This is a genomic window from Acinetobacter sp. NIPH 298 (genome assembly GCF_000369505.1).
Lineage (GTDB): Bacteria > Pseudomonadota > Gammaproteobacteria > Pseudomonadales > Moraxellaceae > Acinetobacter.
Map to the genome: position 1 here is coordinate 1,627,175 of NZ_KB850055.1, position 22,719 is coordinate 1,649,893.

The window sequence follows — 22,719 nt, forward strand, 5'->3', positions numbered from 1 at the left end:
ACATGTTTGGAAAGTTAGGGTTGGATGCAATTCCACACGATCCAATCGTGTTGGTGACTATTGCATTAATGGTTTTAGGTGGTATCGCACTTCTTGCAGGTATTACTTATTTCAAAAAATGGGGCTACTTGTGGAACGAATGGTTCACCTCTGTAGACCATAAAAAAATTGGTATCATGTATATCCTCGTATCAGTGGTCATGCTTCTGCGTGGTTTTGCTGATGCAATCATGATGCGTTTACAGCTTTTCCTCGCTAAAGGTGGCGGTGAAGGTTATTTACACCCAGAACACTACGATCAGATTTTCACTGCGCATGGCGTAATCATGATCTTCTTCGTAGCAATGGGCCTTGTTGTAGGTATGATGAACATCGCCGTTCCACTGCAAATTGGTGCACGTGACGTGGCTTTCCCATTATTAAACTCTTTGAGCTTCTGGTTATTCGCCGGTGCTGCTGGTTTGATGATGGCATCTCTTGCGCTTGGTGAGTTCGCAGCAACAGGTTGGATGGCTTACCCTCCTCTATCAGGTATTGAGTATTCTCCTGGTGTTGGTGTTGATTATTATATTTGGGCACTTCAGGTTTCTGGTCTCGGTACGCTTTTAACAGGTGTTAACTTCTTTGTTACCATCATTAAAATGCGCGCGCCAGGCATGAAACTGATGGACATGCCGATCTTCACTTGGACTTCACTTTGTACGGCTGTATTGATCATTGCTTCGTTCCCTGTATTAACAGGTACACTTGCAATGCTTACACTTGACCGTTACTTCGGTTTCCACTTCTTCACAAATGAGCTTGGCGGTAGTCCAATGCTTTATGTGAACTTGATTTGGACATGGGGTCACCCTGAAGTATACATCTTAGTATTACCAGCCTTTGGTTTATACTCAGAAATCGTAGCAACCTTCTCTCGTAAAGCGTTGTTCGGTTATAAGTCTATGGTGTATGCAACCATCGCAATTACTGTACTTGCGTTTGTTGTATGGCTTCACCACTTCTTTACCATGGGTGCTGGTGCGAACGTCAATGCGTTCTTCGGTATCATGACCATGGTTATTGCGATTCCTACAGGTGTGAAGATCTTCTCTTGGTTATTCACCATGTATAAAGGTCGTATCACATTCACGACACCAATGTTATGGACGCTTGGCTTCCTTGTGACTTTTGGTATCGGTGGTTTGACTGGCGTACTTATGGCTGTTCCACCTGCGGACTTCCTTGTACATAATTCATTATTCTTAATCGCTCACTTCCATAACGTGATTATCGGTGGTGTGGTGTTTGGTATGTTTGCCGGCATCATCTTCTACTGGCCGAAAATGTTTGGTTGGAAGCTCAATGAAGCATGGGGTAAAGCCTCATTCTGGTTCTGGTTCATCGGTTTCTATTTTGCATTCATGCCACTTTATATCCTTGGTTTCATGGGTATGACACGTCGTTTGAATACATATGACAACCCTGAATGGGATCCATACTTAGCGATCGCATTGTTTGGTGCTGTTTTGATTGCAATCGGTATTGCATGTTTCTTAATGCAAATCATCGTTGGCTTCTTACAACGCAAAGACAATATGGACTACACTGGCGACCCATGGGATAGCCGTACGTTAGAATGGGCAACTTCGTCTCCAGCTCCATTTTATAACTTTGCGCATGTTCCTGCTGCCGATGGTATTGATCGCTTCTGGACTGACAAAGAAAATGGTGTAGCTTACGCTCGCAATACCAAATATGAAGATATCCACATGCCGACAAATCGTGCTGCTGGTTTCGTCATTGCGATGTTCATTACCATTCTTGGTTTTGCTCTCATCTGGCATATTTGGTGGCTTGCTGTCGTTTCATTCGTCGCTGCTATTATCAGCTTCATCGTAAGCTCATTCACAAAGAATGTGGATTACTATGTCCCTGCTGCTGAAGTAGAACGTATTGAGAATGAACGCTATGCGTTACTTGAAAAACACTTGAAGAAGGACTAAGGATATGGCTGAAGTACTTCATCACGATAACCACGGACACGACGGTCATCACGAACATGATGATACCGATATAACGGTCTTTGGTTTCTGGACATATTTGATGAGTGACTTGATCCTTTTCGGATCACTCTTCATCGCATTTGCTGTATTAAGCAGTCATATTCCACCTGGTACACCTAGTGCATACGACTTATTCCATGATTCTTTGGGATTCGTATTAGCTGAAACCTTTGCACTCCTTATTTCTTCTGTGACATTTGGTTTTGCAGTACTTGCATCTTATAAAAAGAATGTTAACCAAGTTCTTTTATGGTTAATCATTACTTTTATTTTTGGTGCAACGTTCATTGGGATGGAAATCTATGAATTCCATCACCTTGTTCATGAAGGTTATGGCCCAACTAAGAGTGCATTCTTATCAGCGTTCTTTACTTTGGTTGGTACACACGGTATCCACGTAACCTCTGGTTTAGTGTGGATGATCGTACTCATGTATCAGATCAAGAAGAACGGTTTGACACTACCGAATACACGTCGTCTTGCTTGCTTAAGCTTGTTCTGGCACTTCCTTGACATCGTTTGGATCTGTGTATTCAGCGTCGTTTACTTACTGGGAGTTCTCTAATGAGTAGTCATGATCATAATGCTGCTGGCGCATCACACGGTAATGTAAAACAATACACGGTTGGTTTTATCCTTTCTGTCCTACTCACCATCATCCCTTTCGGGATGGTGATGGCTGGCGGTTTCAGTCGTGGCGTTTTAGTTACAGTAATTGCAATCACTGCCGTAGCTCAGGTACTTGTACAACTTGTGTACTTCTTACACATGAATACATCATCTGATCAACGCTGGAACCTTATTGCATTTATCTACACAATTTTATGTATCGCTGTACTTCTAGTCGGTTCTGTGTGGATTATGAATTATCTACATTACAACATGATGATCTAAACTGATTGACATGTTGAAAAAATACTTATTCCTGACTAAGCCAGGAATTCTCTTCGGTAATTTCATTACCACCTTGGGCGGCTTTTTTCTAGCCGCCCAAGGCTCTATAGACCTCTTCTTATTATTATTGACCTTAATCGGAACAACATTCGTGGTTGCTTCTGGTTGTGTTGTAAATAATGTAATTGATCAAGACATCGATCAAAAAATGCAACGCACCATGAACCGTGCACTTGTTAAAAAAACAATCTCCTCTCCCATTGCATTACTTTATGCATTAGTACTTGGTCTGATTGGCTTTAGCATTCTATGGTTTTATGTCAATGCTTATGCTTTTTTATTCGCAGTTATTGGTTTTGTGGTCTATGTCGGTTTTTATAGTTTGTGGACGAAACGTACCACAATCCATCAAACCGTGATTGGTAGTATTTCTGGGGCGAGTCCTCCTGTTATTGGTTATACGGCTGTTAGTCATCAATTCGATATGGCTGCCCTTTTGATTTTTGTTGCATATGCTTTATGGCAAATGCCACACTCATGGGCAATCGCAATCTATCGCTTTGACGATTACAAAAATGCAGGAATTCCTATTTTACCTGTAGCTCGTTCTATTCTTCGAACGAAAATAGAATCACTCATTTATGTGGTTTTATTTACGCTGGCGATGAACGCACTGTATGTCTATGGATACACCGATGTTATTTTTCTGGTGATCTGTAATGCACTTTGCGCGTACTGGTTCTACATTGGTATTTTAGGGTTTAAAGCTGAGAACGATCAGCTTTGGGCAAAACGCTTCTTCCTATTTTCAGTGATTTTAATCACTGTGATTAGTTTAAGTTTTAGTTTTACTTTCAATAGCCCTGCACCTTTCCTCCCAATTTTTTAAAAAGATAGAGATCAGCTCTATCTTTTTATTCGCATATCTAGGCTTTACTGCCTTACTTCACGCCAAACGACGAATATCGCTTGCGATTTCAACTAAACCTGTCTAAAATCGCAGCTTCGCAATTTGCGACTTAACTTTTTAAGTTATGACTCCTTGCTTCTAACATTGTTGTTAGGGGCTGTTTAAACCGTAAGGAGCTGACAATGCGTCATTACGAAATCGTACTTTTAGTACACCCAGATCAAAGCGATCAAGTTGTAGGTATGGTAGAACGCTATATCTCTCAGATCAAAGAAGCTGAAGGTCAAATTCACCGTTTAGAAGATTGGGGCCGCCGTCAATTGGCTTACCCGATTAACAAAATTCATAAAGCGCACTACATTCTTATGAATGTTGAATGTGGTCAAACGACTCTTGATGAATTAGAAGAATTGTTCCGTTATAACGATGCAATTATTCGTAACATCATTATTCGTCGTGAACACGCAATTACTGAAGAATCTTTACTTGCGAAAAGTGCTGAAGAAAAACGTGCGCGTAAAGCTCAACGTGAAGAAGCACAACACGTCACTCAAGAAGCTGAATAAGGAGAACCTCAATGGCACGTTTTTACCGTCGTCGCAAGTTCTGCCGCTTTACAGCTGAGAAAGTTGCGTACATCGACTATAAAGATATCGACACTTTAAAACAGTACATTACTGAAAACGGCAAGATTGTTCCTAGCCGTATTACAGGTACTAAAGCTCGTTATCAACGTCAATTAGCATTAGCTATTAAACAAGCTCGCTATTTGTCTTTGATTCCGTACACTGACAACCATAAGTAAGTGAGGTGAGCTGTGGACGTTATCTTATTACAACGCATTAAAAATCTTGGTAAATTAGGCGACAAAGTATCAGTTAAAGCTGGTTACGGTCGTAACTTCTTGATTCCTCAAGGTAAAGCAGTAGCTGCTACTGAAGCAAATACTTCTGCTTTTGAAGCACGTCGTGCTGAACTTGAGAAACAAGAAGCTGACATTTTGGCTTCTGCAAATGCACGTGCTGAACAATTGAACGAAGTTAATATCGTTATCACTGCTAAAGCTGGTGATGAAGGTAAACTTTTCGGTTCTATCGGTACTCGTGATATTGCTGATGCTTTAACGAATGCTGGTCTAGTTGTAGACCGTGCAGAAGTTCGTTTACCAAACGGTGCGCTTCGTCACACTGGTGAATTCAACGTCGCAATTCAATTGCATCATGATGTTGTTGCTGAAGTTCTCGTTACTATCGTATCTGAGTAATTTCTGCAAAAAAAAGAGCATGTTTTACATGCTCTTTTTTTATGCCTAATCATCATGTAATTACAAAGTTAATGATTAAAAATACAATTAGCGCATCTCCAATAAATATTTCACATAATTTACTGCACTTTGTTCAATATCATTTTGGGTAGGCTGAACCTCTCCTTCCTCTGGATTAGTGTCCATTCCATAAAACGCATACATAGCTTGATAGTCAGCCTTCACATAACGCGCTGTAAGCTCAAAAGGCGCACACAGTTCTTTGAGGCTGAACTGGTATCGCCCATCTCCTGAATAGTCTTTCTCTTTAATACCTGCTGACACAGCGAGCGTTATTTTTTTATCTTTTAACTGATTACCTGTAGATCCATAAGCCCAGCCATAGGTAAGCACATCATCCAACCACTGTTTTAATAATGGAGGGCAGTTAAACCAATAAATCGGGAATTGGAAGACCAAATCTTGATGCGCTTCAACCAATGCCTGTTCTTTTATTACATCAATACGACCATCGGGGTAACTTTTATAAAGCTCATGTACAGTGAACTCATCTGGATATTGTTGTAACTCCTCCGTCCAACGTTTATTAATGACGGAATTATCAATATCAGGGTGAGCAATAATCACTAGCGTTTTTTTCATTCCAACAAACTCCATCAAACTTATGAATCGTTCAGTAAAAGGTATGAAATTGATTATAAATCTACGCTATAAATAATTTAAGTACGGTAATTATGGTTATATACTAGACCAAAAGTTAGTGTCAGAAGAAAATTATGGAAATTTGTGCACCCCCACATATCGACTTAGAACAAACAGATTTTGGATACACACTTTCATTGATCAATGGAAAGTACAAAATGATTATCATGTATTGGCTTTATCAACATAAGTCCATCATGCGCTTTAATGAGTTAAAACGTTCGATTGGCAATATTTCATTCAAGACTTTAAGTCTTACCTTGAAAGAAATGGAAAGAGATCAGCTTATTATTCGTAATGAATATCCTCAAATCCCGCCCAAAGTTGAATACAGTCTGTCAGAACGTGGACTCTCCTTGATTCCTCTGTTAGACATGATGTGCCAATGGGGAGCTTCCAATCGACTCTAGAATCTAAACTACACTTTTTCACCAATTAAACAATTTTTCTAAATTAAGTTCACTTGATGTGATTCATTTGGATTAAGATAGTCAGTTGTTACTGTTTCATCTTTCTATTAGGTCTTGTTATGTCACAGGCGAATGCCAATTTTACAAAAAATCCTCCAAAGACAGAGAGTAAAATGAGTGACTCAGGTCAACTAAAGGAATTCCGTACCCCTCCCCACAATCTTGCCATTGAGCAAGCTGTACTTGCTGCATTGATGACGGTTGCTGAATCATTTGAACAAGTCAGTGACATGCTGAAAGAAAATGATTTTTACGCAACACGACATAAATATATCTATCGCGCAATTGAGAAACTTGCCCAAGAAAATTCACCTTATGATGCAGTTCTAGTCAATGATTGGTTACTTAAACAAAATCTACTCGATGCAATTGGTGGCGAAGAATATTTAATGCAATTGATGGCTGATTCGCCTTCAAGTTTTTATAATCTTGAAACTTATGCCAACAAAATCAAAGAATTTTCTACCTTACGTACAATGATCAAAGTAAGTACCGATATTCTACAAAATGCTTACGATACCAAAGGTCGTCCTGTCAGTGAAATCCTTGATCTTGCTGAAACTCAAATCTTTTCATTGGCAGAACAACATAACAATAATAAAAAAGATTCAGGTCCTAAATCGATTAGTTCAGTGACAGCCGATGTAATCATGAAACTCGATGAACTTTCTAAATTAGAAGGAAGTATCACAGGTTTAACTACAGGCTTCTTAGAACTGGATAATAAAACCTCAGGGATGCAAGCTGGAGATTTAATCATTGTTGCAGCGCGTCCATCGATGGGTAAAACCACATTTGCCATGAACTTGGTTGAAAGTGTTTTACAATATAATCGATTGCCTGCACTGGTTTTTTCTATGGAAATGCCAGCAGACTCGATCGCCATGCGTTTGATTTCCGCAATGGGTAAAGTCCATCAAGGGCATTTACGATCAGGTAATCTTGATGCAGATGAATGGACCAAAGTCACAGGTACAATTTTGCAGTTACAACAAATGCAATTGTATATTGATGACTCCTCTGCCTTGCCACCAACTGAACTAAGAGCACGTGCACGGCGTATCGCCAAAATGCATGATGGCAAAATTGGCTGTATCATGGTCGACTATTTACAGTTGATGAAAGTCCCAGGCATGGGAGATAACCGTGTTGGCGAGATTTCTGAAATTTCTCGAAGCCTGAAAGCCTTGGCAAAAGAAATGCAATGTCCTGTGATCGCACTGTCTCAGCTTAACCGTAGTTTGGAGAACAGACCAAACAAACGCCCTGTTATGTCTGACTTGCGTGAATCTGGTGCCATCGAGCAGGATGCTGACTTAATCATGTTTATTTACCGTGATGAAGTCTATAACAAAGAATCTAAAGAGGCAGGTACTGCTGAGATTATTATCGGGAAACAGCGTAATGGCCCGATTGGTTCTGTCCGTTTAGCATTTGAGGGTCAATACACTCGATTTAGTAATCTATCACCTGAGTTCTATGCTCAATACGATAACGATGAATAATACTTAATTTAATACCTGCTTTATATACTTTCCAAGTCGTCCCAAAGGAGAAATCAGGGTGCGCCAAGCAACAGTTTATATTGACAGTTCCGCACTGCAATATAATTTAAACCGTGTCAAACAACTTGCTCCACATTCAAAAATTGTAAGTATGGTTAAAGCTAATGCTTACGGACATGGAATCAAAGACTGCTTAGCCGCCTTAGATCGCACAGATGCTTTTGGTGTCGCCTGCTTAGAAGAAGCCATTGAGATCAGGCAACTTGGATACACTCAACCCATTACGTTAATTGAAGGCGTTTTTTCTGAAGATGAAATGACGCATGTGATTCAATATCAACTTGAATGTATGGTTCATCACGCTCAACAAGTTGAATGGTTGATAGCACATAAAAATGCGTATAACGCACTCGGCTTAAAAGTATGGGTCAAATTAAATAGTGGTATGAACCGTTTAGGCTTCAAAATCACAGAAATCATTGCTGTCATTCAACGTTTAAAAGCTGAAGGCTTTAGCTGCGTTTTAGCTATGCATTTTGCAAATGCAGATGCAGACCATCCTTTAAACGAACAGCAAATAGATCAGTTTCTACAAGTAAAACAAGCTTGTGAGCCGATCATGGCTTCTTGCTGTAATTCTGCGGCTATCTTTAAATATCCTGAATTACATTTCGATTTTGTCCGTCCAGGAATCATGCTTTATGGTGCAACGCCATTTGCTGATAAAAACGTACATACACTTGATTTAAAACCAGTCATGACTTTTAGTGCTGAAATCATTGCCTTAAATCATATTCAACAAGGTGAGCATGTCGGTTATGGTTCTAGTTTCACTGCGACAAAAAATATGAAAATTGCCATCGTTTCTGTTGGTTATGGCGATGGATATCCGCGTGCTTATCTAAAACCAAACTTCGTTGCGATTAATCAAAAACTTGTTCCAGTTGTCGGGCGTGTCAGTATGGATATGCTTGCAATCGATGTAACTGACATTGAGGCTGAAATAGGCACCCGAGTTGAACTTTGGGGTAAGCATCGCTTAGTCGATGATGTTGCAGATGCCAATGGCACCATTGGATACGAACTACTGTGTCGTTTAACACAAAGACCATCTCGACGGAAAAACCCGTAACCAAATACTCCTTGTGCTCTTTTTTCGTTTTATCTTTAATACGATTTTGACGATTTAAACGAAAAAAGCATGTTGAAATTTATTTACGATAATCCACTCTATAAAATGCCGTTACAGCAATTTGTTCTCTTTCTAGCACGAATTTCACTCGGCATTTTCTTCTTCACAACGGGTTTCAATAAACTTTTCGTTGAGAAAAATAAATTAATTATGCTAGAAACCATTATTGATGCAGGCATTCCATTTCCTCAGATGATGAGCAGCTTTGTTTCAGCTACAGAAATGCTAGCAGGCTTCTTGCTAATTATTGGATTATTTACACAAATCGGCAGTATTCTATTATTTATCATTTGTCTTACTGCACTCTACACGGTTGGAATCCACACGATTCCGCCTAATCTAGATTCCATCAGCTGGCTCAGTTGGTTTTTTTATATTCACGATTTTCTATATATGCTGATCTTAGCGATCCTGATTACATCTAAATCTCAATTTATGTCCTTGGATCATATCCTAAACAAAAAATTTGCGTCTTAAGATAAAAATACTACACAAAATAAATGTTTATTAAGGTGAACTGGTACTTTCGGATCTTTATAAACCATAATCATTTGTTGGTTCAGGTAACTCTTGCAAACCACGGCGCAAGGTTTCAGACCACTGTTTACTGATCTGGGTGAAATAAGGATCTTCTTCATTGATACGCTTGGCAGCAGGGCTTTTAAAACTATCCTTATGATAAACCAAAGCATCTAAAGGCAAACCAACAGAAACATTGGAACGTAAGGTTGAGTCAAAAGAAATTAATGAACAGCGTAAACCTTCGCTTAAAGGCATCGTATAGTGTAATGCGCGATCTAAAATGGGTTTGCCATATTTGCTTTCACCAATTTGAAAATATGGTGTATCTGTTGTTGCGCGAATAAAATTACCCTCAGGATAGACATTATAGAGCTGTATATCTTCACCCAAAATTTGACCGCTCACCAAAATACTGCATGAATAATTCATTTGCTCATGTGTATTGGTCGTAATATCTTCTAAAACACGACGCAAAGTTTTACCAACCAGTTCAGCAACCTCAAACATGGTATTTACCGTATAGAGGTTTGGCTCTTGGTTTAAAGTTAAAGAATTTTGCAAGTGCCCAACGACCGCTTGAGTGGTTGCCAAATTGCCTGCTGTTTGCAGTGCAATAAAACGCTCGCCCTCGACACCAAAGGTATGCAATTTACGAAATACAGAAATATGATCGACCCCTGCATTAGTTCGAGTATCGCTAATCAACACTAAACCTTGCTCTAATCTTAATGCACAACAATAGGTCATCTTTCTCTCTTTAATCAACAAGCCAATACCTGAACAGTAGACATCATACTTTCAATGCCACCCTGCTCACGCACACCACGAATTGGTGCAACATCTAGATAATCACGTCCAACTGCAACGTAGATATGATTCTGAGGTGTAAATATTTGATTACTTACATCGAAACAATACCATTGATTATCTAAAAAAACCTCTGCCCATGCATGACTGGCAAGGTGTGGTTGATTTCGATCGTATAAATATCCCGAAACATACCGTGCAGGTAATTGTAGTACACGACACATCGCAATCAATACATGTGCATGGTCTTGGCAGACACCTTGACCTGCATAAAATGCGTCTATTGCAGAGGTTGTGACTGATGTACTTTGTGGTTGATAAGAAATTTGCTGTAAAATTTTCTCTGATAAAAGGATCAAATGTTGACGATCTTTAACTTTAACAACTGAATGAGCAAAGTCCGACATGGCTAAATCACAACAAGTTATTGCGGTACGCTGCTGAAAAAGCATTGGGGAAATATCACTTTCAAAACAACCGAGTTCAGTATCCAATAAATCAACAATCCCCTGTGCCATAATTGTTAAATAACGATAATCATGACGTTGAGTCGCTGTAATCCATAAATTATTAAAAGCATCCCGCTTGCATGTGTATTGTCCTGGCACACTCACATGCCAAGTCTCAACAATTTGATGCTGAGAACTTTGGGGCATCATTTTTATAGACTGCACACTGTTTCGTGCAGTCTCGGTATAACGATAATGAGTTTGGTGATTCACCATTAGCTTCATGAGCTTACCTCAAATTGATTTTCCAGCGTATAAGTAAATGCATAAAACTGATTTAAATAAGGCTGATCTTTCAATATCTCCCAACTCGGCTTTAAATCGTCCCAACCTAAATGAAACAACCGTTCAATGATGGGTTCGACCGTATTAAGTACATGATTAATATTATGCTGAAAACGGAAGTAGGTATCGATTCGTTCTACGTTCTGTCCAATATGTAGGAATAAGCAAATTTCCTCTTGCTCTGTTTCTAAAATTGCACAACATTGCTTCACTATATCACCAATTGCTAAAGCATCAGATGGTGCATTTTTAATGAGATGATTGAGTTCCGCATAAGCTTGAGCCGATAATAGCCCTCTTAACTCCTGAATATTATCACGCGCAATCTCAAGCTGACTCAACAATGAATAAGGCTGCTTTCGATCCAACATAAACTGATTTAAACTTTCAGCATCATCAATCTGCAAATAAAGCGCTTGAGCAAATGCCGCTGCTTGCTGATCATTAGCTAATGGCAACTGACGTACAACATGATCAATTCTAAATAAATAACGACCCAACCAGTAAATATGTTGGGCATTTGAGCGAAGTAAAACCATACATGTCCTCCCTTATATATTTTAAAATCATCTAGAACACATCCCGATAAAATACAGTTCTGTGTTTTAGACTAAAGCACTGCTAGGAAGACCGTTAAGAAGGTAATGTTTCAACCACCCATGTATCTTTGATTCCTCCACCTTGAGAAGAATTAACAACCAACGAACCTGCTTGCATAGCGACACGGGTTAAGCCACCAGGAACGATTTCAGTGCGATAAGGTGAGCTTAGTACAAAGGGACGTAAATCAATATGTCGTTCTGCCACACCATCAGATGTCAGTGTAGGTGCAACGGATAGTGCTAAAGTTGTTTGTGCAATATATAAATGCGGCGCTTCAATAATTTTTTGTCTGAATGCCTCAATTTGTTGTTCATTTGCCTGAGGACCAATTAACATGCCATAGCCGCCTGAACCTTGCGCCTCTTTTACCACCAATTTTTCTAGATTGCTTAACACATAATCAAGCTGCTCAGCATCACGACATTGATAAGTCGGAACATTATGTAAAATTGGCGTTTCACCTAAATAGAATTGAATCATCTGATCCACATAGGGATAGATAGACTTGTCATCTGCCACACCTGTTCCCGGTGCATTGGCAATCACGACATTATGTTGTAAATATGCAGCCATGAGGCCAGCAACGCCTAAACAACTATCGGGTCTAAAAATCAATGGGTCTAAAAAATCATCATCCACCCGACGATAAATCACATCAACTTGTTGGCGGCCACGAATCGTTTTGACATAAACTTTATCATCCTCTACAAATAAATCTCGACTGGTCACCAAGGGAACATCCATTTCACGCGCTAAAAATGCATGCTCATAATAGGCACAATTAAATCGACCCGGCGTTAAAACAACGATTAAAGGATGATCAACATATGCATTTTCTTCTAAAATTTCTCGTAACACGCTTGGAAAGTGCTCGATGCCTTGTAAATTATTACTTAGGCACAAATCTGGCATCAGCTTTTGACTGATTTTACGACTCTCGATCATATAAGACACACCAGAAGGTGTTCTTAAATTGTCCTCAAGAACAAAAAAATCACCTCGACCATCTCGAACAATATCAATACCACTGATTTGTGAATAAATCTTACCTTTTAAAGCATGCTTTAACATATGCGGTTGGAAAGCCTCATGTGTCATCACTTGCTGTGCAGGGATCAAACCCTCTTTTAAAATATTTTGTCCGTGATAAATATCGTCTAGAAAGTAGTTCAACGCTTTGACTCGTTGCGTACATCCTGCTGCGATCTTTTCCCACTGTTTTTTTTCAATGACACGCGGGATCAAATCATAAGGAATGGTTCGCTCTACCCCTTCTTGATCGGCATAAACATTAAAGGTAATACCTTGATATAAAAAATGTTGTTTTGCCTCAGCACCGAGTGCTTTTAAGTCATCAAGACTATGCAGGCTCAACCATTGCTCAATTTTTCTTGATGCTTCACCATTAAAACTTTCATCGTCTAACATCTCATTAAAAAATTGTGACTTTAGTTGCTCAAATAGATTTTTTTTGACATTGAGCTGTTGAGTAAATGTAGATGAATGTACCGAGACTGTCGCTACTTGATCTGGAGCGTAATAGTCTGTGCTGATATCTAGGTTGTGTTCTTGTTCTGACATATAAACCTCGCTTCATCGTTTATTTATTCATAAATCAAATAAGCAATTTCAGTGCCATTCATATAAAAAGCTTCTTTTTTGATCAGATTTAAAATATTTAAACAAGTTTGGGTACATTTCAGTCGTAAATACGTAATCTAAATATGATGGGCTTGCTAAATAGATATAGTTTTTTTATTGTGTCTGCTTTAGACCATTAAATTACGTACCCAGCTTATGTCATCCATACAAGAAAAAGAAACCTCAAACAGCCTTTATCGCCAATGGCAAATTTTATCTCGTCTCTCCACAGGAAAATGGATGGGCACCCGTGAATTACAAGAAATCTTAGAGCGTGAAGGGATTGAAATCAGCCTTCGTACGATTCAACGCGATTTAAATCAAATCGCACAACGCTTCCCGATTGAAAGCAACAAAACCGTACCCCAAGGATGGCGCTGGCGTTCAGATGCCCCTATCCAAAGCTTGCCACATATGACCAGCTCACAAGCAGTGACTTTTATGATGGTAGAAGAGCATTTACGTCACTTGCTTCCACCAAGCTTACTTGAGGAGATGACACCTTGGTTTGATCTGGCAAAACGTAGTCTCTCCACTCAAAACAACGTTAGACAATGGATCAACCGCGTTCGTATTGTCCCTGCCAATCAACCATTAATTCCACCTATGGTGGATAAGCACGCGCAACAAGCAATTTACGAAGGGCTACTACAAGACAAGCAAATTGAGTGCATTTATCGAGCAAGAATCAATCAAGGTGAAGATAAGAGCTATATTCTTAATCCTTTAGCTTTGGTCCAAAAAGGTGCTGTGATTTATTTGATCTGTACACGGAATGACAAAACCGATGTACAAACTTTTGCTTTGCACCGTTTTAAAGCAGCTACAGTATTAGATAGCCGCGCACTACATCCTGTAAATTTCGATATTGATAGCTATATTGATTCTGGTGCGCTGGGTTTCCGCGTTGATTATAGTAAAGCAACTGAGCTCGTTGAACTGAAACTCACCATGACTGAAAGTACCGCTCAAAGTTTCTATGAGAGTCAGCTAAGCAAAGATCAGGTCATTCAGCCTCTAGAGGAAAATATCGTTGTGGTTTGTGCCACTGTTCCTTTTACCTCGCAACTGGTGTGGTGGTTAAGAAGTTTTGGTAAAAAGTTATTAAATATTGAACCGGCGATTGTTTATAATGCGGTGAAGGAAGAATAATCCAACTAAAAAAAGAGAACCACTTGGTTCTCTTAAACTTTTTATAATTTTTATTTAGAAATAAGCTGATTTTTGTTCTATTAAAATAATCAAACCAACTCCCCGATTCGATCAAAATTGGTTTGTGCCATTTCATCACTGAGATATGAATTAACATCGGCATGCTAATTCATATCCATTGTAGCGAATCGTTTTCATCGTCATCATTAAAACCCTCTTTGTTTTGAATGTAAAAATAATATAACGAGGATTTTTCTACTTGTGAAATAACAAAGATGGGATTCAAAAGCTGATTTTTTGCTATTAAACTTTTTACATACATCCCTTTTTTTCTCCCGTTGGGAGAAATACAAGGCGGCTAAACTATGATGAAAGATATCTATTATCGCTGGTTTTATAAATAGATATTAAATACACAAAAACTATTCTTGCAATAATGTTTCAAAACCATGTAAATGCGTAAAACGTCCCACATGAACTTGATATTGATCTATCTTAGCTACAAGTCTTTGAAAATGCTCTGATTGAATATGCTGATCTAAAGCAGCTCGATCAACCCATTCTTCAATAAAAACAAAGTGCCCTTTCTGCTTTATATCATGATAAAGATCATAGGCTAAACACCCAGCTTCTGCTTTTGTTTTCTCAACAAGCTCTCGATAAAGTGGTAAAACAATTTCGATTTTATCTGGCTGAATAAAATCTTCGGCAATCAGCTTTAAGGTCATGCAATCATTTCTCGTTTTCAAAAGTTTTCCATAAAAAAACCCTCAAAACAAATTTGAGGGCTTTTTTATAATCGACTCAGCTTATGCTGAAAATGGATGACGTAAAACGATTGTTTCTGCACGGTCAGGACCAGTTGAAACGATATCAATTGGGCAACCAATTAACGTTTCAATACGACGTACATAAGCCAATGCATTTGCAGGCAGTTGATCAATTTGAGTCAAGCCAACGGTAGACTCACTCCAACCTGGCATGGTTTCGTAGATTGGCTTTAGGCTTTCAAATGAAATCGCATCTGATGAACCCGCACAGCCAGAATCTACATCTTCATAACCCACGCAGATTTTGATTTCTTCTAAACCATCTAAAACATCTAGCTTCGTTAAGCAGATACCCGATAAAGAATTTACTTCAACTGAACGACGCAAAATCTCAGCATCAAACCAACCACAACGACGCTGACGACCAGTAGACGCGCCAAACTCGTGACCTACTGTTCCTAAATGACGGCCAATCGCATCACCTTGATCTGTCACTGCATCATAGTGCAACTCAGTTGGGAATGGACCAGCACCAACACGAGTTGTATAAGCTTTGGTAATACCTAATACATAATCTAAATGAAGTGGTCCCATACCTGAACCAGAGCTCACACCACCAGCAGTTGTATTTGAACTGGTTACATATGGATAAGTACCATGATCGATGTCAAGTAATGAACCTTGTGCACCCTCAAACATGATCGCCTTACCTTCTTTGCGGTAATCATGTAACACTTTAGTCACGTCAATGACCAATGGAGCTAGTACTTCACGCCATTCATTACAAAGAGCAAGTACATCTTCAAACTTCACTTCATCAACGCCATAGAATTGAGAAAGTTGGAAGTTATGAAGCTCTAGCATTTCCTGAAGTTTTTCTTCAAGTAACGCACCACCACGAATCAAATCTGCTACACGCACAGCACGGCGAGCAACTTTATCTTCATAAGCTGGACCGATACCACGACCTGTTGTACCAATTTTGGCATTTCCACGCTTTTTCTCACGTGCTTGGTCAAGTGCAATGTGGTTTGGCAAAATCAATGGGCAGTTTGGAGAAATACGCAAACGTTCTTTAACAGGTACGCCTTCTGCTTCCAAAATTGCCATTTCTTTGATTAATGCTTCAGGAGATAGAACCACACCATTGCCAATTAAGCATAATACGTTTTCACGTAAGATACCTGATGGAATGAGGTGTAATACAGTCTTCTTACCACCGACCACAAGCGTATGACCCGCGTTGTGTCCACCTTGATAGCGTACGACCGCAGCCGCTTGATCTGTGAGCAGGTCGACGATTTTACCTTTGCCTTCGTCGCCCCATTGGGTACCAAGTACCACAACATTTTTGCCCATAATAGCCTCATTACATCATGCTGTTAAAATTGGAAACCAAGCTGTGAGCTTAGCAATTAAATTTTTTCAATCACCCACTGCCCATTTTGAGACACCATTTGATGGGTCGCATAAGGCACCGAGCTTAAATCATCATTACCTAACAATTGCACCACACGTAGACCTTGGCTTCGGGCATCCGCAATTGCTTTTAATAAATCTTGGTCATGATCTTTAGGTGCGACTACAGTTTCTATTTCCACAAACTGGGTAGCGCCTAAAGCATATAGGTCACAACTAAATCCTGTTGCTGGACGTGCACGTCCAAAATGTTCACCGATGCCATCATAGCGTCCACCTTGTGCAAGTGGCGCAGCACGATTAGGTGCATAAATGGCATACATTAAACCTGTATGATAATGATAACTACGCAACTCAATTACATCGATCCCAATATTTAGGTTAGACCACTGTGATTGAATTTGCGCAAATGTTGTTTTTAATGCATCAAATGCATTTCTAAAATCAACATCATTCAAAATATCTTGGCTTAAATGCGTTTGTAATGCATCAAGATCACTTGCATAACGACCTAATGCATAAAAATCAGCACCCATTGCTAAGTCTTGGGTAAATTCCTCTAACTCAGGCAATGCTTTACGTTGATATAAATCTGACAGTTGGTTTTCGGTATTTTTATTTAATCCTGCTCGTTTGACCAAGCTGCGGAATAAACCAACATGCCCCAAATCTAAATGAACAGCCTCTAAGGTATGTGCATGTTCGATTAAACCTAACATCACATCAATCATTTCAACATCAGCTTCGATGCTGTCATGACCATACAACTCCGCACCTAACTGTAAAGGTGTGCGCGTTGCATTAAAGTTCTGTGGTTTGGTATGTAGTACTGTGCCTGCATAGCAATAACGTGCAACACCTTCAACGGGAAGAACATGAGCATCAATACGCGCAACTTGCGGTGTCATATCCGCACGAATTCCAAGCAAACGACCAGAGAGTTGATCAATCACTTTGAAAGTAACTAAATCTAAATCTTGATTGGATTCGGAAAGTGAGGACAACGATTCGATGTGTTCAATAAATGGCGTATAGACCAATTGATAACCTCGAACTGCGAGGAAATCTAAAGCTTCTCGGCGCAAAGTTTCAACCACTTGCGCTTGTTCGGGTAATACATCTGCTACCCCGTCAGGGAGCAACCATGTCTCTGAAATGGTCATGTTCAAACCTAAAATCTGTTCACCGTGGAAGCATCCACACAAAAAGCAGCCACATAAAAAAATCGGGTGAATGCCCGATTCAGCGTAGTGTAGCATGAAGATTTATGCGATGCACCTGAGAATTTGAATAAAAATTGCTTATTCCACTCTCTAAAAAACAAACAGATTTTATATAATTAACCAATATTTTCAATAGATTATTGTTATTGATTTGGCTCAAAAATCCAAGTTCGCTGTCCAAAGAACTGTCCAATACCTGAACTATCACCTTGTTTCCAATTCACCTTATTTAATTTTTGGATCGCTTGAATCGCTGGTGTATTGAATGCAAAACAGCCTTTGTCTAACATAGCTACGCGATGACTCTGACTCAATAAAAGTTCTTCACGAAACGCACTTTCGAACTCAAAATTAGAGTTTTTAAGTTCCTCTAACTGTTTACGCTCATAATCCAAACTAAGCTCAACGTTCCATAGCAATGGTGAAGTTAGGACGGCATGGATTGTTTGGTCATTGGTATTTCCAACAGCGCCGTAAATATAGCAAACAACAAAATTTCTTTATTTTTTATTTCCAGTTTTAATCATCATTTCCAAAACATTCACCAACTCAACATTTTGCTTTTCCAGTGCAGCAACATTGGCGATCATTTTATCGAGCACTTCTTGCTGAGTATGCATTTTCTTGGCTAAGTCCTGCATGATTTCTAAACTCTTTTTAAGATGTAGCTCTAAATGCAAAACCTTTTCTTCTACATGTAAAATTTGAGCATCACAATTTGGCTCTGGTTTATTTTTAAACTGAAACCAGAATAAAAAAATAACCGCTAATAATAAAAGCGCAATAAATCCCCACATCAATATGAATGTCATTTAAATCCCCAAGTTAATTTATAAAATTTAAACTAAATCATTCACACAAATGATTCACATAAATCAAGTAAACGATTTGCATAGCCCCATTCATTATCATACCACGCAAAAACTTTCGCTTGATGACCGACAACTATTGTCTGAGTCAAATCAACAATTAAAGAATAAGGTGAATGATTAAAGTCACTTGATACAAGGTCTTCATCCGTAACTTGCATAATCTGTGCATAATCAAATTGTGCTGCTTTTTTTAATACTTCATTGACTTTGTGCACAGTAATCGGCGCATGTGAAACAAAGGTTAAATCAATCGCCGCAACATTAATCGTCGGTACACGGATCGAATAGCCATCGATTCGATTTTCCATCTTTGGCATGACTCGTTTGAGTGCACCCAATGCACTAGAAGTTGTTGGGATAATATTTTGTCCCGCTGCACGCGCACGGCGTAAATCCCGATGTGCATGATCAAGTACTGATTGATCTGCTGTCACAGCATGGATTTCAGTCATTAATGCAGTTTCAATACCAAATGCATCATCGATAATTTTGACCAATGGCACGAGCGCTTGAGTGGTACAAGACACACTGGAAATAATTTGGTCGGTGGCTTTAACTTCGGCATGATTGACGCCATAGACAATTGCAGCATCTACAGAATCAAATGGAGCAGCCCCAATAATGACTCGTTTTGCCCCCGCCTCTATGTGACGCGTTGCATCGGCTCTGGAACGGAACAAACCCGTGCACTCAAGCACCACATCTATTTCTAGATTTGTCCACGGCAGCAATTCTGGCTGTGCCTGTTTAAAGACTTGTAATTTTAGCTGACGTTGGTTGGATTGAATATTTAGAAAAATCTGTTCATTTTCAATCTGAATTTCGACCTGTCCAGCAAAACGCCCGTGTGTAGTGTCATATTTAAACAAATGGACTAAAGTTTGTACGTCAGCAATATCGTTAATTGCAACGATTTCAAATTGAAATTGTTTAGGGTTTTCAAACCACGCACGTAATACATTCCGACCAATTCTGCCAAATCCATTAATCGCGATACGTTGCATGTAGAACCCTTATTCATAAAAACATCATCTTTGTGTATCAATATCTGTGAATACTTTATGTATAAAGTGTCATCAGACTTGTCTATGGTAAAACATGAGTAGCGTTGTTGAATATAGATTTTTAGCTTAATCACAGTTTTATATGATATTGCTTGTAAAATCGTTGGTTGCACAGGTAATTTCCGTTATAATTTAGCACTTTCAAAATTATGGACGCTTGGTTGTGAGTACTCGTTTTATGACATCCGCTGAAATCCGTGAAGCATTTTTGCGTTACTTTGAATCGCAAGGGCATACACGTGTCGCTTCGAGTTCACTTGTTCCCGCCAACGACCCAACTTTGCTATTTACCAATGCTGGGATGAATCAGTTTAAAGACTGTTTCCTCGGTTTAGAAAAACGTAGCTATACGCGTGCGGCGTCTTCACAAAAAGTTGTGCGCGCAGGCGGTAAGCATAACGACCTTGATAATGTCGGTTATACAGCACGTCACCATACTTTCTTTGAAATGTTAGGTAACTTCTCTTTTGGTGATTATTTCAAACGTGATGCACTGAGATTTGCTTGGGAGTTTTTAACCAGTGAACAATGGTTAGGACTATCTAAAGATCGTTTATATGTCACGGTTTATCATACCGATGATGAAGCTTTTGATATCTGGAATAAAGACATCGGTCTAGACGCTGAGCGTATTATCCGTATCGGCGATAAAGGCGCAAAATATTCTTCTGACAACTTCTGGACAATGGGTGATACCGGTCCTTGCGGTCCTTGTTCAGAAATTTTCTATGATCATGGCGATCATATTTGGGGCGGTTTACCCGGTACACCTGAAGAAGATGGCGACCGTTTTATCGAAATCTGGAACAACGTATTCATGCAGTTCAACCGCACTGCGGATGGTGTGATGCACCCTCTTCCAGCACCTTCTGTCGATACAGGTATGGGCTTGGAGCGTATTTCGGCTGTACTACAACACGTCAACTCAAACTATGAAATTGACCTGTTCCAACACTTATTAAAAGCTGCTGCAGATATTATTGGTTTCGATACTACTGCCATCGAAGCTGAAGCAAATGAGAAAGGGACAAAAGTTGAATACCCTGCTTCACTGAAAGTCGTAGCTGATCATGCTCGCTCTTGCTGTTTCTTGATTGCTGATGGTGTAAACCCTTCAAATGAAGGTCGTGGTTATGTACTCCGTCGTATTATTCGTCGTGCAGTCCGCCACGGCAACAAGTTAGGCGCAACGGGTACATTCTTCTACAAAATGTTGCAACCGCTCATTGAAGCCATGGGCGAAGCTTATCCTGAACTTGCTGCTCGTAAAGACGCGATCGAAGCGACATTGATCCGTGAAGAAGAACAATTTGCGAAAACACTTGAGCAAGGTTTGAAGTTATTAGAAGCTGAACTTGTTCAACTTAAAGGTAATGTGATTGCGGGTGAAACGGTATTTAAACTTTATGATACCTATGGTTTCCCGACTGACTTGACTGCGGATATTGCGCGTGAGCGTGACCTGACGATTGATGAAGCAGGTTTTGAAGTAGAGATGGCTGCACAACGCCAACGTGCGCGTGATGCTGGCAAATTCGCAGTTGACTATAACAGCATTGTTAAAGTTGAAGGTGAAACACAATTTGATGGTTATGATGCAACACAAGGTCAAGGTCAAATTGTTGCAATCTACAAAGATGGCGTTCAAGTTGATGAAATCAATGAAGGCGATGAAGCACTGATCGTTTTAAACCAAACCCCTTTCTATGCGGAAAGCGGCGGTCAAATCGGTGACACGGGTATTTTCAAAAACGATACGGGCATCTTCGAAGTCCAAGATACCAAGAAATCTGGTGGCGCATTTGTGCATCAAGGTATCGTGACTGTAGGTAGCCTCAAAGCAACTCAGAATGTTGAAGCAACAGTTAAAGCAGATATTCGTGATGCGACTGCACGTAACCACTCTGCAACGCACTTGTTACATGCTGCTTTACGTCAGATCTTAGGTTCACACGTACAGCAAAAGGGTTCTCTGGTTGCCAGCGACATTTTACGTTTTGACTTTGCCAATGATCAGCCTGTTTCATTTGAACAATTGCAACAGATTGAGCGTTTGGTCAATGCTGAGGTGATTGCCAACACACCAGTAAGCACTGAACTTCTGGATATTGAATCTGCCAAATCAAAAGGCGCAATGATGCTTTTTGGTGAAAAGTATGGTGACGAAGTTCGTGTGCTTTCAATGGGTTCTGTGATTGATGAAAAGAATTTCTCAATCGAACTTTGTGGTGGTATCCACGTGAAGCGCACAGGTGATATTGGTTTATTCAAAATCACATCTGAAGGCGGTGTTGCAGCAGGTATTCGTCGTATTGAAGCTGTGACTGGTACTCAAGCACTTGACGTTATTCAGAAAGCAGATGCTGATATTCAAACGATCAATAGCTTGTTAAAAGCACAAAAAGATCAAACTGTAGAAAAAGTTGAAGCAATTGCTGAAACTGCTTCAGCTTTGCAAAAGCAAATCGAGCAATTAAATCAAAAATTAGCAAGCTTCCAAGCCGCTGATTTGCTTGATCAAGTGAAAGAAATTGCAGGTCGTCAAACACTGATTACCACGGTAAAAGGCTTGGATGCAAAATCATTACGCAATTTGCATGACAGCGTAAAATCAAAATTGGAAGATGCAGTCATTATTTTAGCTGGCGTTGATGGTGATAAAGTGAGTTTAATCGCCTCTGTCGCTAAACAACATGCTGCACATCTAAAAGCAGGTGACATCATCAAACACTTAGCTCAAGAGCTGGGTGGTAAAGGTGGTGGTAAACCTGACTTAGCACAAGGTGGCGCGCCACTAAACGAGAAGTTTGATCAAGTGATTGCAGCACTGCCTGCTTGGCTTGAGCAATAAGAACTTCACTTTTGTGTAA

General features: G+C 39.7%; 24 protein-coding genes. 13 read left to right on the top strand and 11 right to left on the bottom strand.

All coding sequences use genetic code 11. The features are described 5' to 3' along the window. The first annotated feature begins 2 nt into the window (after positions 1-2). The 7 genes from cyoB (at position 3) to rplI (ending at position 5,113) form a co-directional block, all read left to right on the top strand. Positions 3-1,985 (top strand): cytochrome o ubiquinol oxidase subunit I, encoded by a 1,983-nt coding sequence (gene cyoB, locus F903_RS12630; protein WP_005197515.1) that lies wholly within the window; start codon positions 3-5, stop codon positions 1,983-1,985. Between the two features lie 4 nt (positions 1,986-1,989). Then, a complete protein-coding gene (gene cyoC, locus F903_RS12635; RefSeq protein WP_004670634.1) occupies positions 1,990-2,610 on the top strand; it encodes a cytochrome o ubiquinol oxidase subunit III in 621 nt (206 codons plus the stop codon). Continuing rightward, positions 2,610-2,939: a cytochrome o ubiquinol oxidase subunit IV gene (locus F903_RS12640; RefSeq protein WP_004670633.1), complete on the top strand. Its 330-nt coding sequence runs from the start codon at positions 2,610-2,612 to the stop codon at positions 2,937-2,939. Before cyoC ends, F903_RS12640 begins: the two co-directional genes overlap by 1 nt. 10 nt (positions 2,940-2,949) lie before the next feature. Beyond that, positions 2,950-3,828: a heme o synthase gene (cyoE, locus tag F903_RS12645; RefSeq protein WP_005197516.1), complete on the top strand. Its 879-nt coding sequence runs from the start codon at positions 2,950-2,952 to the stop codon at positions 3,826-3,828. A gap of 203 nt (positions 3,829-4,031) precedes the next feature. Then, on the top strand, positions 4,032-4,415 hold the full coding sequence (gene rpsF / locus F903_RS12650; RefSeq protein WP_004670631.1) for a 30S ribosomal protein S6: 384 nt from the start codon (positions 4,032-4,034) through the stop codon (positions 4,413-4,415). An 11-nt stretch (positions 4,416-4,426) separates the two neighbouring features. Continuing rightward, positions 4,427-4,654, top strand: a complete 228-nt coding sequence (gene rpsR, locus F903_RS12655) for a 30S ribosomal protein S18 (RefSeq protein ID WP_004648825.1) — start codon at positions 4,427-4,429, stop codon at positions 4,652-4,654. A 12-nt stretch (positions 4,655-4,666) separates the two neighbouring features. Further along, positions 4,667-5,113 (top strand): 50S ribosomal protein L9, encoded by a 447-nt coding sequence (gene rplI, locus F903_RS12660; RefSeq protein ID WP_004670630.1) that lies wholly within the window; start codon positions 4,667-4,669, stop codon positions 5,111-5,113. 87 nt (positions 5,114-5,200) lie between these two features. Here the strand turns inward: rplI and F903_RS12665 are convergent, their stop codons facing one another. Next, entirely contained in the window at positions 5,201-5,755 is a 555-nt protein-coding gene (locus F903_RS12665; RefSeq protein WP_005197517.1) for an NAD(P)H-dependent oxidoreductase, read from the bottom strand. A 134-nt stretch (positions 5,756-5,889) separates the two neighbouring features. Here F903_RS12665 and F903_RS12670 point away from each other — a divergent pair, with 134 nt between their 5' ends. The 4 genes from F903_RS12670 (at position 5,890) to F903_RS12685 (ending at position 9,459) form a co-directional block, all read left to right on the top strand. After that, entirely contained in the window at positions 5,890-6,225 is a 336-nt protein-coding gene (locus F903_RS12670) for a winged helix-turn-helix transcriptional regulator (protein WP_005197526.1), read from the top strand. Between the two features lie 119 nt (positions 6,226-6,344). After that, positions 6,345-7,790, top strand: coding sequence for a replicative DNA helicase (dnaB, locus tag F903_RS12675; protein WP_005197528.1), 1,446 nt, complete (start codon positions 6,345-6,347; stop codon positions 7,788-7,790). A gap of 58 nt (positions 7,791-7,848) precedes the next feature. After that, positions 7,849-8,922 (top strand): alanine racemase, encoded by a 1,074-nt coding sequence (gene alr / locus F903_RS12680; protein ID WP_005197529.1) that lies wholly within the window; start codon positions 7,849-7,851, stop codon positions 8,920-8,922. A 69-nt stretch (positions 8,923-8,991) separates the two neighbouring features. Then, positions 8,992-9,459, top strand: a complete 468-nt coding sequence (locus F903_RS12685) for a DoxX family protein (RefSeq protein WP_005197530.1) — start codon at positions 8,992-8,994, stop codon at positions 9,457-9,459. Between the two features lie 57 nt (positions 9,460-9,516). On the opposite strand, the gene F903_RS12690 is transcribed toward F903_RS12685, so the two are convergent. From F903_RS12690 to F903_RS12705, 4 genes are all read right to left on the bottom strand, one after another. Beyond that, a complete protein-coding gene (locus tag F903_RS12690) occupies positions 9,517-10,251 on the bottom strand; it encodes a proteasome-type protease (RefSeq protein WP_005197531.1) in 735 nt (244 codons plus the stop codon). 14 nt (positions 10,252-10,265) lie between these two features. Next, complete coding sequence (locus tag F903_RS12695; RefSeq protein ID WP_005197532.1) at positions 10,266-11,045, bottom strand: transglutaminase family protein; 780 nt, start codon at positions 11,043-11,045, stop codon at positions 10,266-10,268. Continuing rightward, on the bottom strand, positions 11,042-11,644 hold the full coding sequence (locus F903_RS12700) for an alpha-E domain-containing protein (protein WP_004670623.1): 603 nt from the start codon (positions 11,642-11,644) through the stop codon (positions 11,042-11,044). Before F903_RS12700 ends, F903_RS12695 begins: the two co-directional genes overlap by 4 nt. 94 nt (positions 11,645-11,738) lie before the next feature. Then, complete coding sequence (locus F903_RS12705; RefSeq protein ID WP_005197533.1) at positions 11,739-13,289, bottom strand: circularly permuted type 2 ATP-grasp protein; 1,551 nt, start codon at positions 13,287-13,289, stop codon at positions 11,739-11,741. A gap of 216 nt (positions 13,290-13,505) precedes the next feature. On the opposite strand from F903_RS12705, the gene F903_RS16755 reads away from it, so the two are divergent. Beyond that, entirely contained in the window at positions 13,506-14,501 is a 996-nt protein-coding gene (locus tag F903_RS16755) for a helix-turn-helix transcriptional regulator (RefSeq protein ID WP_034595058.1), read from the top strand. Between the two features lie 422 nt (positions 14,502-14,923). Here the strand turns inward: F903_RS16755 and F903_RS12715 are convergent, their stop codons facing one another. The 6 genes from F903_RS12715 to F903_RS12740 all read right to left on the bottom strand — a co-directional run bounded on the left by F903_RS12715 (position 14,924) and on the right by F903_RS12740 (position 19,789). Beyond that, positions 14,924-15,229 (bottom strand): putative quinol monooxygenase, encoded by a 306-nt coding sequence (locus tag F903_RS12715; RefSeq protein WP_005197536.1) that lies wholly within the window; start codon positions 15,227-15,229, stop codon positions 14,924-14,926. A gap of 81 nt (positions 15,230-15,310) precedes the next feature. Continuing rightward, entirely contained in the window at positions 15,311-16,630 is a 1,320-nt protein-coding gene (locus F903_RS12720; RefSeq protein WP_005197540.1) for an adenylosuccinate synthase, read from the bottom strand. Between the two features lie 56 nt (positions 16,631-16,686). Continuing rightward, a complete protein-coding gene (locus tag F903_RS12725) occupies positions 16,687-17,853 on the bottom strand; it encodes an ATP phosphoribosyltransferase regulatory subunit (protein WP_005197541.1) in 1,167 nt (388 codons plus the stop codon). Positions 17,854-18,056: 203 nt separating this feature from the next. Then, positions 18,057-18,308, bottom strand: coding sequence for a hypothetical protein (locus F903_RS12730; RefSeq protein WP_005197542.1), 252 nt, complete (start codon positions 18,306-18,308; stop codon positions 18,057-18,059). Between the two features lie 105 nt (positions 18,309-18,413). Next, the gene (locus tag F903_RS12735) at positions 18,414-18,725 is read right to left on the bottom strand and encodes a hypothetical protein (RefSeq protein WP_005197545.1); all 312 of its coding nucleotides are present in this window, start codon (positions 18,723-18,725) and stop codon (positions 18,414-18,416) included. A gap of 41 nt (positions 18,726-18,766) precedes the next feature. Further along, positions 18,767-19,789, bottom strand: a complete 1,023-nt coding sequence (locus F903_RS12740) for a type I glyceraldehyde-3-phosphate dehydrogenase (protein WP_004670611.1) — start codon at positions 19,787-19,789, stop codon at positions 18,767-18,769. A gap of 223 nt (positions 19,790-20,012) precedes the next feature. Between F903_RS12740 and alaS the strand changes: the two genes are divergently transcribed. Next, a complete protein-coding gene (gene alaS / locus F903_RS12745; RefSeq protein ID WP_171065240.1) occupies positions 20,013-22,700 on the top strand; it encodes an alanine--tRNA ligase in 2,688 nt (895 codons plus the stop codon). The last annotated feature ends 19 nt before the right edge of the window (positions 22,701-22,719 follow it).